The organism is Halomicronema sp. CCY15110, assembly GCF_016888165.1.
GTDB lineage: Bacteria > Cyanobacteriota > Cyanobacteriia > Phormidesmidales > Phormidesmidaceae > Halomicronema.
Genome location: NZ_JACSWC010000438.1, coordinates 21,776 through 35,176, shown reverse-complemented (window position 1 = coordinate 35,176; position 13,401 = coordinate 21,776). Strand labels below are relative to the sequence as shown.

Annotated in this window: 16 protein-coding genes; 12 read left to right on the top strand and 4 right to left on the bottom strand. The window is 53.8% G+C overall.

The genetic code is table 11. The features are described 5' to 3' along the window. On the bottom strand, positions 1 to 488 hold a 488-nt coding region (locus JUK32_RS26810), incomplete at its 3' end, for a hypothetical protein (RefSeq protein ID WP_204141954.1). Positions 489 to 857: 369 nt separating this feature from the next. On the opposite strand from JUK32_RS26810, the gene JUK32_RS26805 reads away from it, so the two are divergent. Continuing rightward, on the top strand, positions 858 to 1,421 hold the full coding sequence (locus JUK32_RS26805) for a hypothetical protein (protein WP_204141953.1): 564 nt from the start codon (positions 858 to 860) through the stop codon (positions 1,419 to 1,421). 106 nt (positions 1,422 to 1,527) lie between these two features. Here the strand turns inward: JUK32_RS26805 and JUK32_RS26800 are convergent, their stop codons facing one another. After that, positions 1,528 to 1,854 carry a hypothetical protein gene (locus tag JUK32_RS26800; RefSeq protein WP_204141952.1) on the bottom strand — a complete coding sequence of 109 codons (327 nt, stop codon included), beginning with the start codon at positions 1,852 to 1,854 and terminating at the stop codon, positions 1,528 to 1,530. A gap of 232 nt (positions 1,855 to 2,086) precedes the next feature. Here JUK32_RS26800 and JUK32_RS26795 point away from each other — a divergent pair, with 232 nt between their 5' ends. The 4 genes from JUK32_RS26795 to JUK32_RS26780 are packed head-to-tail and all read left to right on the top strand — an operon-like array spanning position 2,087 to position 3,161. Then, on the top strand, positions 2,087 to 2,389 hold the full coding sequence (locus JUK32_RS26795) for a hypothetical protein (RefSeq protein ID WP_204141951.1): 303 nt from the start codon (positions 2,087 to 2,089) through the stop codon (positions 2,387 to 2,389). Next, positions 2,386 to 2,541 (top strand): hypothetical protein, encoded by a 156-nt coding sequence (locus tag JUK32_RS26790; protein WP_204141950.1) that lies wholly within the window; start codon positions 2,386 to 2,388, stop codon positions 2,539 to 2,541. The genes JUK32_RS26795 and JUK32_RS26790 overlap by 4 nt, the downstream gene beginning before the upstream one ends. 56 nt (positions 2,542 to 2,597) lie before the next feature. After that, positions 2,598 to 2,813: a hypothetical protein gene (locus JUK32_RS26785; protein WP_204141949.1), complete on the top strand. Its 216-nt coding sequence runs from the start codon at positions 2,598 to 2,600 to the stop codon at positions 2,811 to 2,813. 57 nt (positions 2,814 to 2,870) lie between these two features. Continuing rightward, positions 2,871 to 3,161, top strand: coding sequence for a hypothetical protein (locus tag JUK32_RS26780; protein ID WP_204141948.1), 291 nt, complete (start codon positions 2,871 to 2,873; stop codon positions 3,159 to 3,161). Here JUK32_RS26780 and JUK32_RS26775 read toward each other — a convergent pair. Beyond that, a complete protein-coding gene (locus JUK32_RS26775) occupies positions 3,066 to 4,049 on the bottom strand; it encodes an ankyrin repeat domain-containing protein (protein ID WP_204141947.1) in 984 nt (327 codons plus the stop codon). The genes JUK32_RS26780 and JUK32_RS26775 overlap by 96 nt on opposite strands. Before the next feature lie 412 nt (positions 4,050 to 4,461). On the opposite strand from JUK32_RS26775, the gene JUK32_RS26770 reads away from it, so the two are divergent. The 3 genes from JUK32_RS26770 to JUK32_RS26760 all read left to right on the top strand — a co-directional run bounded on the left by JUK32_RS26770 (position 4,462) and on the right by JUK32_RS26760 (position 5,876). Continuing rightward, entirely contained in the window at positions 4,462 to 4,752 is a 291-nt protein-coding gene (locus JUK32_RS26770) for a hypothetical protein (protein WP_204141946.1), read from the top strand. 181 nt (positions 4,753 to 4,933) lie between these two features. Continuing rightward, the gene (locus JUK32_RS26765) at positions 4,934 to 5,128 is read left to right on the top strand and encodes a hypothetical protein (RefSeq protein WP_204141945.1); all 195 of its coding nucleotides are present in this window, start codon (positions 4,934 to 4,936) and stop codon (positions 5,126 to 5,128) included. Positions 5,129 to 5,216: 88 nt separating this feature from the next. Next, positions 5,217 to 5,876, top strand: coding sequence for a RadC family protein (locus JUK32_RS26760; RefSeq protein ID WP_204141944.1), 660 nt, complete (start codon positions 5,217 to 5,219; stop codon positions 5,874 to 5,876). Positions 5,877 to 5,917: 41 nt separating this feature from the next. Here the strand turns inward: JUK32_RS26760 and JUK32_RS26755 are convergent, their stop codons facing one another. After that, complete coding sequence (locus JUK32_RS26755) at positions 5,918 to 7,015, bottom strand: class I SAM-dependent methyltransferase (RefSeq protein WP_204141943.1); 1,098 nt, start codon at positions 7,013 to 7,015, stop codon at positions 5,918 to 5,920. Positions 7,016 to 7,289: 274 nt separating this feature from the next. Here JUK32_RS26755 and JUK32_RS26750 point away from each other — a divergent pair, with 274 nt between their 5' ends. The 4 genes from JUK32_RS26750 (at position 7,290) to JUK32_RS26735 (ending at position 13,347) form a co-directional block, all read left to right on the top strand. Then, entirely contained in the window at positions 7,290 to 7,664 is a 375-nt protein-coding gene (locus tag JUK32_RS26750; RefSeq protein WP_204141942.1) for a single-stranded DNA-binding protein, read from the top strand. Between the two features lie 121 nt (positions 7,665 to 7,785). Then, complete coding sequence (locus JUK32_RS26745; protein WP_204141941.1) at positions 7,786 to 8,094, top strand: hypothetical protein; 309 nt, start codon at positions 7,786 to 7,788, stop codon at positions 8,092 to 8,094. Between the two features lie 44 nt (positions 8,095 to 8,138). Beyond that, positions 8,139 to 12,857, top strand: a complete 4,719-nt coding sequence (locus tag JUK32_RS26740; protein ID WP_204141940.1) for a hypothetical protein — start codon at positions 8,139 to 8,141, stop codon at positions 12,855 to 12,857. Between the two features lies 1 nt (position 12,858). Next, positions 12,859 to 13,347, top strand: a complete 489-nt coding sequence (locus tag JUK32_RS26735; protein WP_204141939.1) for a hypothetical protein — start codon at positions 12,859 to 12,861, stop codon at positions 13,345 to 13,347. Positions 13,348 to 13,401: the final 54 nt, after the last annotated feature.

Here is a 13,401-nt window from a genome sequence, read left to right as displayed (position 1 = left end):
GCTTGCAGTTCGGCTAATTGTTCATCGGCGGCAGTCTGTAACTTGCTGCCCTGGTCGCGGAGTAAGGCGAGGGCACCACCCAACTCCTCAGACACGCCTTCCGACGTCACGCCACCGGGCATGAACTCCCGGCTGTAGCGTTGTTTAGCTTCACTGACCCAGCGTTCTCGCTCCGCTTTCTTTGTAGACAATTGGGAAAACTCCCGGAACAGCGATCGCGCCAGCTCGCTATAACCGGAATCATCTACCAGCAGTTCGACCGGGGCCACCTTCTGAATCCACGGCAACCATCGGGTTCTGAGGGTCGATTCTGCGATCTCTAACTCAGTCGCCAGCTCAGTCGAGGTATATGGAGCCGGATGACCAATGCCAGAATCCTCAACCAATTCCGCATCAATAACTTCGTGCGGCAACTGTGCAGCAATGTGCGCGTCCTGTGCGGGTTCTGCACTCTCAACCGTATTGAAATCGTGCTCAGGTATGATCATAATTGTCCAAAGTCCTTGTTTTCAAGGGTTTACGGTGTGCGGTTTCGTGCGCTCTCTTGTGCGGTGGAATGTGCGGAGAGTGCGCGAGAACTGCACAGGACAAATTATAGGACATGCGCAGGAATGAAGACAGGACAGTTTCACAATCGAACAGAGCAAGACAGCTACAGGACTCATTCATAAGTCATTCCTAAAGACGGGGAAACCTTCGTTTTTCAATGAGGCCAGGGCAGTACAGGACATCAGACAGGTCGAGGAAGAAAATAAAACAAGACAGGTCACAATCAGCAGGACACAAGACAGTACAAAACAGAGGACAGGTCAAGAGACAGGTCAGGAGTATCCTTTGGATGTGTGCTGGAGGGAGTTATGACTGACATTGGACTGCCTGTTGCCGAACTACCAGATCGCTACAATGTGGCGCGATCGCAAGTTTACTCACGCCTGGATGCGCTCAAGCAGCGTGACCCAACTCTCGTTCCTGAGAAGCGAGGTAAGAAAGCCTATGTGGGTGGGCAACTGCTAGAGTTGATGGACTCTCTACACGTCCTCATCAGCCAGCAAGGAGAGACTGTTGCTGATGCTGCAGATATGGTGCTCAATATTCCTCCTGAAACTCGTCCGATGAATCCTATAGGACAGTCAGACAGGACACAGGACAGTAACATTATTCCGACTGGTTCAATCCCCTCAGAGTTAGCTTTGCTGGCCAGTTTGATCGCGGCCAATCAGCCCCCACCTGACCCACTGGTTCGGTATCGACAACTGGAGGAAATCGCCGCGAATGGATGGCAACTCCCCACTGGTGAGTTAGCGCAACTGCTAGGACTGAAAACATTGAACGGTTCGGAGCTAGAGCGTTATGGATTTAGGTTTGTGAAAGTTGGGAAGGCTGGAGTTGAGAGTGCTTGGAAGGTGGAGAAATTACGGTGAGGGGGGCGATTGCGGCCTACCTGGTCAAGACCGAACCCGAATCAGTGGAGAAGATGAGCCGCCGCCTAAACCAACTGTAGAGGCAGGTTAAGACGCTTATTATGTCTCAGTCCTGAAGTCGCCAACCACAGTGACCACAGTGCCACTCGTGCCGGGGCGGATTAGCAGGGATGAGCATCTCACACTCAGGACACCGCCCCGTAAACAGGGGGTGCTCATCTAATAACGTTTGCTGTTGCTCGGGCTGGGTGACTGGAAACAGCTGCGGTATCCAGTCACCGTCATAATAACCACCGCCGATGGGCTGTCTCACGTCCACGGCCTCAAAGTCAGCACAACTATCGCCCTCTGGCCCGGTGGGATGGACACTGCAAACCAGATAGGGACTGTGAGCATCGAGATGACAGCGATCGCAGTCGGGAATTTTAGCCATGCCCCATCATTGTTTCTGCCTATAGTCCCAAGGTTTAAGGGCATTGGGGTTAGACCACACCGATCGATTAGCGATCGTAGGTGGTCACGGGACTCGATACCAAACTGCTGGTCTTTCTCACGGGCATCGATGCCGCACAGTCGGATCTCTTAGATGTAGTGACCTGTCAGCAGTGGTAGGGCGTTTTTTGGCTATCGCTTTGCGGCTGGGACGTTCGTAAAGGAATCCTGCGATGGATAGCGATTACCAGGTGATCGAAGCAGCACGAGATCTCATCCGTGCTCACAGACGAGAATTACCCCTCGCGCCATTTCTCTCAATCCTGGAGAATGCCATCTCTCAAGCTGGTGATGATGAGTTTGACGAATGGTGCGCCCAGGTCGATGAGATTGTCGCGAAGTGCATAGGCGATAGCGCTATTGATGAGGCTAGCCGAATGGAGTGGGACTACAGCGCTCACTTTAACCAAGGGCTAACTCGTGCGGAAGGGGCTGATCGACTCTATCAGTTTCTCTTGGAGGAGGCTGAACAATGAAATATTTTGTTGTGATTTCCCACAAACATGCCACGACCGTTAAGGGCACGGTGCTGGTTCGCGCAGCCGATATGGTCGATGCTGGCGACATTGCGGCTGGCATTGACTCGGATGCAACCACCATCATGTCCTTCGAGCTATTCATGAAATAAGCATTTCCTCATTCAGCCGCTATCGCCGGGTAGCCATGCTGAATGAGGTTCTTTAAATGTCCCTACCCGGATATGACGCCTGGAAGCTCGCCTACCCGCCTCATTGGGACGATGAGCCTGAAGAGGAAGACGAGGATGAGCGACAGGAAGAAGAAGCACAGCCCCTTAGTGGCCCTGTGCGATGCCTCGACTGCGGCTACACCTGGAATACCAGCGAGGAAACTGTCTGCGAAGAATGCGGCAGTGATCAGATCGAAAGCTTAGAGCAATAACCGACGCCATCATTCAGCCGCTATCGCCAGGGAGCCCTGCTGAATGAGGATTTTTTAATGCCTAAGCATACTGGATTCAGAATCGGGCAGCTGGTGCGGGTGGTCAACCTTCGCCACTTTGCCTATGGGCGACTGGCAATGGTGATGATGGGCGGCAAGGTGAGTTCGCAAGTGCGATTTGCCGACCTGCCCAAAGGCGTCGCCGCAGACCCCAACCCCAACGGTTTCGTTGAGGGGTTCGACAACGAGCAGTTAGAGGCCGTCGAAAACGTGCCGATTGCCGTGACCTACGCCCCCTCGCGATCTCAAAAATTCTTCTATTTCTTGATCGCCTTGAGCAATGGCTAAATCTAGTGGCGTCTTGTCTTCAGCATTCTCAAGATTGATATCGGCTCCGTTATCAACTAATATCTTCGTCGCTTCGGTCAGTTCTCTAGCCACAGTGAGATGCAGGGGGGCATCGCCCTCCGTGCTTATTTCATTGACGTCGCTTCCAGTACTGATTAAGAACTCCAACATTTCGAGACTCTTGCTTTGGATAGCAAAATGAAGACTGCTGGATATCTCTATATCATTAGCAACCAAAAACTTTACAACATTTAGTTCGTTGCTCCTAATAGCGCTTCGTAATGAATTTTTGTATTCGTTCTCAAGTTCAAATCCTTGCCCTATCAAAATTTCAAAAATTTCTAAATGGCCTTGACGGGCTGCGCTTGAAAGGCTGCCAGAATCAAACTTGTAATTATCCGTCTCTGAATCAAGAAAGATTCGCAAGCTTTCAGACTTACCGAAAGATATGGCTAAATTGAGTGGTGACTCATTCGCAGGGCCGCTCAGATTAGCATTGGCTCCATTGTCAAGCAATAAATCCACCATCTCTAGACGATTGTCTCTGGCGGCTACGTGCAACGCAGTCAAGCCTGTCTCACTAGAATATCCTGGTATTATCTTTGGCGATGTTTTTTGAGCATTAACATCAGCGCCAACCTCAATTAGTTCAGCTACTACTTCCTTATTGCCAGCTTCTGCTGCACACATAATGAGCGGTGTTCGCCACAGATATGCCGACGGTTCTCCTCCCGTATCTAGGTAGGTTTCCAAAGCTTCCACACTTTCACAGGCACTCTGCGGCGGGCCAATGCCCACCCCCCCTAAAACGCCCCAGCGATAGCGATAAAAGCCTGCTGCCGCGATCAACGCTATTACAATTGCGACGATTTTATAAGGTCTTCGCATCCTGATTTTCCTGCCCCTAATCGGGTTAGTTACATTCACACGATTGCACTCTGGCAGCAACACCGCTCGGAGGCGGGAGCAACGTGCTAAGCATGATCTTATCGGTCAATCTTGGGGCGGTGGGGGATGAGAGCAACTTTGGGACATAAGGGGGCGGGGGCTCTCGCAGCGGCTATTTACGTGTAGCCGAACTCTATGTATCAGTAATGCGGCAAATTTGCGGCAATCACTTAAATGCCGCGTACAATTACAGCACTTCGAGATAAAGAGGAGGTGAAGATAGACTTTTGATTTAGGAGGTCGGGTTTCGCGTGGTCGAGTCAACTCGCCAGCGAATAAGCTGATTAACATTCAAATTGCATGCTTGAATCCCGCAAACAGAGGAGTTCCAGCACCAAAATACGCAAAGTAGGTGAGTTTCAGCTTACTCACCCAGCAGCGGCGAACCGTTCACGCCTGGGGCCAGGGGACATTGATTGGAGTTGGAGACCCCATTATCTATGCTCCCATCGACCTCACGTATAACCCATTCTTGAGCGATCGCTTTCTGGAGCGAGGCACTGAGAACTGCATCATTCGCTGCAAATATCTGGTGGTGCGAAACAATGAGGTTTGGCTCACCCCAGATGCGGTGGACGATAACCGCTGTTGCCCTCTGCTGCGGTTCGTGTGGGGCCGTCCGAGGGGGGTGAACTCAGGATAGTGTTAGGGAATGTTTTCGGGTAAATTACCCTTGTGTCATTCCCTAACATTTTGCAGCGATCGCCTAGCTGCTATCGCCGCGCCGAACTGCTTTTAACTAGGAGTTCGGCATGTATTGCGACTGCGAAATAGATCAAGAACGCATCGAGGCTAATGAAGCAGCCCAGTGTGAATGGAGGTCGTTGGGCGCAACCGATGCGGCCTTTGGCACCCTGCCTCAGTATGCCAATGATGCTTATTTGGCGGGCTACTGTACCAAGCTCAAGGAGCTTCCCAAAGACGAATCTGGAAAGCTGATCCATCACAAACCGACACGGCATTTCGCGTTTGGCTACGTGGATACGCTTGAGCATTCCCGCGCTGCCGACGAGTTCTGAATATCAGACCTCCCTGCTGGTCTCCGAAAGGATGCCAGCCTTCTTTTTGCTATCGCCGCGAGGGGCTGACCTTAATTGGAATACAGCCATGTATGCAAAAGACTGTGCTGGCCCCTACCGACCGGCACAAACCGCAAACTTATCAGCCCTGATCGATACCCTGCTGGGGCATGACTTGGGCGCAGCCATTCTCGCCGACCTCGCAGGAGAGGCTGTGACCGTCTCGCCGCAAAATTTGCGCGATCGCCTGCGGGTGGCGATTCACTCTGGCAGCTTGCCACGGTTGACCCAAAGGCGTTTGGAGAAATTGCAAGCAGCCCTGGAGCTGGGACGACAACTCTATGTCGAAGAAACTCAGCCCGGAGAGGTTGTCGATACTCCAGAGGCAGCGGCAGCAGTTTTTAACTGCATCGCCTGGGAACCCGTCGAGAAATTCGCGATCGCCTGCCTGAATATCAAGCATCGCCTGCTATCTTGCGAGATGATTTCATCAGGCACTTCGACTGAGACTTTGGTGCATCCCAGAGAGGTATTTGCGGTGGCGATGCGGGCGGGAGCCACGCGCCTGATTGTGGCCCACAACCATCCCTCATCGGATACTCGCGCCAGCAAAGACGACATTAAGCTGACCGAGCAGCTACTGGCTGCTTCCAAGGTGATGGGCATCCCGATTCTCGACCATCTCATCGTCTCGCATGGGAAAAATACATCCATGAGGAGCACAACCCATCTCTGGAAAGAAATTTAGCCCTGGAGAGGTTTTCCCCTCCAGAGCTAAACATCACGGGTCTACTGAGGCTTTTGTAGCACAAGCAATCGCGTCAGGATGTTGCAGCCGCTGGGCTTGAAGGCATCACGGGAGTTCTCCTTGTCCACGATGATTTGTGGCACTTGGCCCATCCATTCCCGAAACTCATTCGCCTTCTTCCGAGAAGAGAACGACCATGAGTTGCTGGTGATGGTGGCAAGGCGGCCACCGGGGGCTAGATGTTCCCACATGCGATAAACGAAGTCCGCATCTTCCAGGCCCTCGAATGGGGGATTAGCCGCAATCTTATTCGGTCGCTGGCCCTCGCTGGGTTCCCAGTCGAAATAATCGCGGCATTCTGGCTCGAAGCCAGCTAATTGGAGGATGCGGTTCAAATCCAGGTTGATCTCGCAGCAGTGCAGCGGCATGTCAGGAAAGAACTCTCGCACCCGTTCCAGAATCACGCCATCACCCGCAGCGGGTTCGAGCAGGCGATCGCCTACCTGTAGGTTCAGGTAGTGCAGCAGCTCGTCCACCAAAGCCGGTGGAGTGGGAATGAAGCCGGGAATTTTCTTTAACCGGACTTCTGCCCGCAGCCGCAGCAGTTCCTCAGCCTCCCAAGCAATGCAGCCGGAACCTTCGATGATGTCGTGGAGCCGATGAATCAGCGCCACCATCTCAGTCGGGGCACTCAGGCCCAACTCTCCGTACAGCATCCCGATACTTGATTCGGGTTGGCGGCATTCAGCCGCAATGCCTTGGACATCCCAGAGCGAACGACCGTTCATGTCTCGCTGCGCGATCGCGGCCTCATCAAGACCGTACCGGGCGGCAACGCTCACGGCGTATTCCACCTGAGCAACTTTGCTCAGCGCTGATAAGGGATAGTCCAAAGCATCGGCCTCAAGGCCATCAGCCAGATAGGAGAGTGCCGTTTTCAGTTGCACCATTCGATGCCCTTCTCTACGGGCGGTAAGGGCCTGAGCCAATTTGCGATGGGTGCCCATATCGCGATCGCGGAGTTTGTCCCCCGCTTTGGCCTCTAAGCTGGTTGCCTTTTTGCGGAATGCTGTGGCTTTCTTTGCTCTAGCCACAGCGATTTTGTCCTGGGTCGATGTTCGTTGATTTCGTCGAGCCATGTTTCTTTCCTCGTAGGGGTTAAACGGTTTCACCGCGTCCCCGCATCGCGTTAGCGACTAGGTATGAGGAGTCTGTCGAAGGTCAGATTTATTACAAAAAAACTCAGGAAATCTTCAACGGTAACAACTTATAGACATCTGCCCGCTAGGGTGATTTCTGCAATGGAGTTACGCGATCGGCTTGAAGTTTTGGGTCACATAACAAACGCAACCACAAAGAGAGACGGCTAACGCCTGGCAGAACTGAAAGCTGAATTTCAAGGAAACGATCACGATGAACAACGTAATGATTATTGGCCACCTTGGCGGCGACCCTGAAGTTAAATACTTCGAGTCCGGTGCTTGCACCTCCCGAATGCTCGTGTACCTGAATGAGCGGTACATGAAGAACGGCGAGCGTCAGGAGTCCACGCATCGCATTCCGGTAGAGGTGTGGGGAAAGTCGGCGGAATACGTTGCAAACTACTTGCGCCAAGGATCGCATGTGGCGGTCATGGGTTCTCTGACAGAGGCCCGCTGGACTGACCAGGCGACGGGTGAGAACCGCTCCCGCCTTATGGTCAAGGCGCTGCGCGTTGACAACCTGACGCCCAAGGCGGGCGACCAGGCTAACGACGACAACGATGGTTACGAAGACGAAGAGTTCTAGGCTCTGCCCCCCATTCTCAGCCTCGGTTGAGGGTGGGGATTCTTTTTTGTGCAGCCTGGGCTTCCAGGCAAAACTGAAAAGTTGGTTTAACAATGGAGTCAAGCAATTTAGGAGACAGATCATGACTGCATCAGACAACCTTTCTGACCGCGATATGCACCGAGCCGAGCTTGCCAGCAGCGATGAAGATGTTGAATCCCTGCTGTCTGGAGGGGCTGATATTAGCGAGCTAATCGAAGCGGGGGTGCTCGATGACGATGAGCCTCCTTTGCGAGATAGCGATGAGGAGGATGAAGAGATTGACCTTTCGCCAATAACGCTTACAGCAGAAGAAGCCTGGGCTGAATTTCAGCAAGAACAGAAATGGCTAGAAGCCAACGGCCACAAACGGCCACCAGCGTTCAAATACATACCACCGACGAATGGCTAGAAACCAGCGGCCACGAGTAGACATATAAATACCTCTCCAAAAAGATGGTTAGCTTTCAGATTGGACAAATTGACGTAAAAACAGGCCAAGACCTCCACGAACCGATCGGCGGCACCCAAAAGCGCCAGTTCAAGGAGGTTGAGAACTCTTATCTGGAGCACTGGCTAAAGACGCACGGCATCGAAGCCGAGTTCTTCACGGGCAAATTTTACGATGGCGTGAATGAGGCTGATCGCCAGCGACTCGAAGATGAAGGTAAGGTCTTGGTCTTCACCAACGGTAGGTCTGGGTACTTTACCGACCCAGACACCGCCCGACTGATGACTGAGGGCGATGCTGAGCGAGGCATTGAACCGATTTACGCGGGCGATCGCAACTCTCCCCACAACTTTGTGGCCTACGGCAGTCTGGTCGCCTCTGATGGGATAGCTTCAGCCGCCATGCCGCAGGCCCGCATCCTGGTGATCGATGACGAACAGCGATCGCACGGTGACGGCCAGCTACTCGATAAGCGCGGCCAACCGATCCCCCAGGCTGAGATTGAAAGCCTGTACGACAAGATGGGCGACGGCACGATGCTGGTGCCTCATCGCATCATGAAAGACCTCATCACCGATGCGGAGCGCGATGCCATTACTGCCAAAGCTTTCGAGAAAGCTGGCGTAGACCCAGACATCACCGCCATTGGTCAAGACCTGGAGCAAGTCGATGCGGCCACCGCTGCTGCTGAGAGACAAATCAATGGGCTGGCCGGACGCACGGTATCGCAGTTTCGGGCGGCCACCCCTGACCTGCCGGGGTTAATGAAAGGCACGATGGGCGCTAGTCGCTGGTGCGATCGCCTGGGCGTTGATGCCATCATCTCGACGAACGATATCAAAGGCGATGATGGGCGCTTATCGACTCCAGGACTTCAGGAGGTTTCACAGCTCTGGGTCAACCGCAAATCTGATGGACAGTATGGCCAACAGGCAGTGGGGCCACAGGTCAAAGGCTGCATCCCAGAGGCGACGCTGCATGAGTTTAATCCCCGCATCAAGGCTCAAGTTGAAGAGCTAGCAGCGGTCGCAGGTGATCCGGTTCAGCTCCAGCAGCGCTATGTCGAGCGGAAAGACCGGCAGCAGGAACGCCCCCAAGCCCCTGATGAGATGGGCGAGGATGCCCCCAAAGCTAAATCTGAATGGTTATACGAAACTATCAAAGCCGATAAATACGGGCAGCTCACCGGGTTCAGCAAGGTCAATAAAGCCCTCGAACGGGACATCAAGGGCGAATGGCAAGAGAGTGCTGTGCGCGGCATTTCGGTGCCCTCGGCGATGGCCCAGCACCACTCGCAAATGAAACCGTGGGAGGTGTGCAATAAAGACTTGCCCCACGGAGCGATCGTGGCCTACTACCGTTCTCCCTTTCCGAACGTCGGGGCAGCAGCAATCGCCATCAATAACACCGAAGACTTGAGAGCCCAGGACAGAGAGGCATTTTCCAAAAACGGAGTCGCTTACCTCAGTCCCTGGACAGCCAAGAACATCGCCATCACTGACTTTGATCGAGATGCCAATGGCTACTTTGTCGGCTATGAGGCAACCGTACCCGACCTGCCGCAGCAGCTCCGGCAGCAGTTAGCAGATGCCGAAAGCCTGCCCCCAGCGCAGCAGTACGAGGCAGGACGGGCAGCGATCGGGCAACTCATTGAGCAGATGGATCAGGGTCGAGAAAGCCGCATTGCCCGCGCTGAATACCCGGTAGCGGTCAAAGAGTTTATTGATCGCACCGCACCGGATCAAAAACCCCCTGAAGTTGCCAAGCAGAAAAAAATTAAGCACCCTTGGCATCCAAATGAATCCCATTCCTCAGCCACTTGGCGGGCATGGGGAATCACCACCGATAATCCCACGGGGAAAGTTGCCAATGCTGGCATGACCCTACAGAGCTTTGCCCTGGAGATGCAATACGCCCCTCAAGAGCAGCAGGAGGGACTACTCAGACAGGTTGCTAGGTCATTCTCGAAGCAGCTACAGCAGGCCGACGAAGGAAAACTGAACATCCCCAGTGACTATCAGTTGGAGGTACAGGGGTTTCCGGCCTATCAATTTCGGGAACGAATGGAGCAGATAGTAAACGCTTCTAGGAAACTATCTTCATTTCCTCCTCCACAACGCCAACAGTTTATTCAGCGCAAACTTCAAGACGCTGCCAAGATCTTCTCCGATGCCGTTGACGGCCCCAATGCGGTGAACCTGCAAACCGCTGTCGATACTGCCAAAAGCTCCAGAGGCATCGACGACGACCTTCACGGTTTCATCCGAGGGCTGGCCTATAAAGACCACGAACTCCGGCAAAACCAGAAAGACCCGAATGCCTACACCAATGGTCGGTCGATGCCCACCAACACTCAAGAGCCGATTGGGTGGAATGTTGAGGCGGTCAATGCCGTCTACAAAGATGTTGACCTGCCAGAGCTGCGGAACGAGGCGTTTCGCGATTTGTTTCCTAAGACGGCCACACCGGAGCAGGAAGAGAAGGCCCTAGCGATCGCCCGCACCTACAATGAGCGCATCGCTAATTATCAGGCCGCCAAAGACCGATTGCGGGAGAAGCGCCCGGAAGACGAGCAGCCGACTCTACGGCTCACCTCTCCCAGTGGCAGAAGCCTCGTCATTCAGAAGCTGCAAGACGAACATGGAGACCTGCCCATCTGGAGGGCCAACGGCCCCCAGCCAGATTGGGAAGTCTCTGTCAGGCGCAACGAACAGAGCAAGTCACAGCAGTGGGTGGCTGATTTGACCTACACTGCCCGCAACGGTGAGCGCACGACCACGACTCTCGGCCCCGTTGCGCCAGAGTCCGTCAGTGAGCACAATTTAACCGAGCGCCTGCAAAGCCTGCCGAAGCGCACCCTTGTCATCAAGCAGCCGAGCGCTCAGATTCAGGCCCCCTTTGCCCGACAAAATGACCTCGACGAAATGATGGAGCGGGCCACCCGTGAGGTTGATACCGCGATCGCTGAGATTCCCAAAGTGGAACGCGAGGCTTATCTTTCAGAGCTGTGGCGGGAAAGTGACGGCATGGGGCTGGCCCTGAAAAAATTTACTCCTGAAATTGTCGATCGCCTGGAGTCTGTCCCCGAAATTACGCTGACAGGTATTCAGTACGACAGCAATGAAGCAGGGCAGATCCCGCCCGGCGAATACACCGCCCGTTTCAGTGAGTTCAGCTACGAGCGGAATGGTGAAACGCGCACCCCACCATCGGTAGCGATCGTCACGGCAGAGGGTGAGGAAAAACAGCTTGGGGCGCTTTCGGCTCGCTCGATGCACCTGCCCATTGGCACTACAGTCAAGGCGCATATCGAGATTGCTGAGTCCGGTAAGACGGCTACGATGCAAGTGCTCGACCTGGCTCCAGAGCCAGAACCGCAGGTCGCCCAGGCCGAAACCGCGATACTGCCAACCGACGCTAACCGTTCCCTATACCGCTTCGTCAATAACGACGACGTGAGGGATTATCAGACAGACGATCCAGAGGTACTGGCGATCGTTCAAGCAGCGGAGGAGCGAGGCTTACCCCATCGCACTGAGCTTTTAACTCAAGCAAATGTGGTGCAAGCGATCGCTACCATTGACTTTCCCAATAAATTGGCATTAGAAGACTTTGAGCGAGATGTCGCGCCGCTACCAATTCAGTTCAAATATGAGGGAGAGCCAGTTGGGGGCTTTCAGTTTGTTGACCAGCCGATGAGGGACATGCTCAACGAGCGTCTTGATTTAATGTCTGTGCCCGATGCAGATACCCTGGCAACGTTTGAGCCGGACGGCAGTTTCATGGCCTCATCCAGCAGCGCGAGTCAACTTGAGGTTAGCTCGACTCAGTTCACAAACCAAGATCACAGTTTTGCCCGATTCCCTGACCTGATGGTGCTCGACATTGATCGCCCCTTCGAGGAAGTACTCCCGCAGTTCAAGGAACGCAGCCAGCAACATCCTGAAGAACTATGGGCATTGCACTCGACGCAGCACGGCACCCATGCAATGCGCCTCGATGCTCCCGTGCGGCCCGACCAGGCTGATCCAGAACTCATGATGAGCGTTGGAGTCGATAAGCGCTATCTCAAGCTGGCTCAGCAGGAGAGTGAATGGACCGCGCGAGTGACCCCGAAGCAAAGTAGGCAAGACGACTGCATCCAGTTAAAAGAAATCGTCGGCACTGGTGAACCTGACCCACGGCTGCTGCAACAGGCAACGGCATATCAAGCGGCCCTGGTGGATAACGGCATGGATGCACCAGAGAGCGTGGACTATTTGACGCAGTACCGTAACCGCGACCGTGAAGTGACGCCCGTGGCCGCAGAGCCGCAAGGGGACTATCAGGCATCTCCTGCGGCCAGCGCTGACCAAGGCAATCCCACCGAGCTGAAGCAACCCGACCAGGCTCAGCCCAGCGCTGATGAGGGCTATTCCCCCTCCCGCGAAGAACTCAGGCAGTGGTGCGCGGTGGCGATCGCTCGTGGCAACGAACCCTTAACCGCTGAAATCATTGAAAAGGGCAAGCAACTCAATGCCCTCTACACTCAGGAAACAGGCAGCAGCGAAAAGCCCCCCTTGGACTACCGCAGCCCTGCACTGATGATTAACCAGCGCGATCGCCAACAGATGCAAGCAGCGATCGCGGCGGGCAAACAAACGCTGGCGACGGCGCAGCAGCCACAGCAGCCAACGCCCCAGCCACGACAAACACGCAGGGCATCAGCAGAGATGGCCTACTGATTTGCCGAAACTGTTAGGGAATGACTTAGGGTATATTAGCCTTGTTTTGTTCCCTAACAGTTTCGAGCAGCCTGCCCTGGCTAACGAAACTACATTTGGCGTAGCTTATGCCTGTTGGCACAGGGGGGATTTGAACTTACAGAAAAAAACGATGGGCAGACAAATCACTTGCAGGCTCTCCGGAAGAGACCCCGAACTGGTCTACCAGTATAAATTTGGGGTTCAAGCCTCAGAGATGTATCGAATATCCTCTCTACTCGGAATTGGGGCATGGAGCCCGATAGACGATCACTACGATCAACTGGAATTAAATCGAAGCGATATTTTGTTGCTGCAAAATTACTTAGATAGTGACCAATTCTTTATCCCGTGGTTGCGTCTGCTTCGTCGCCCCAAAAATGAGTTGTTTGTTGCCATGATTAGCTCAATCGTAGCTTTCATGGAACAACATAAAGAAGTATCAACGTTCCACCTCATTGGAGAACTGTGAATTTGGCCTGAAGCGATCGCCGTCCTTTGAGATGGCGATCGCTGCTTTTTTGAA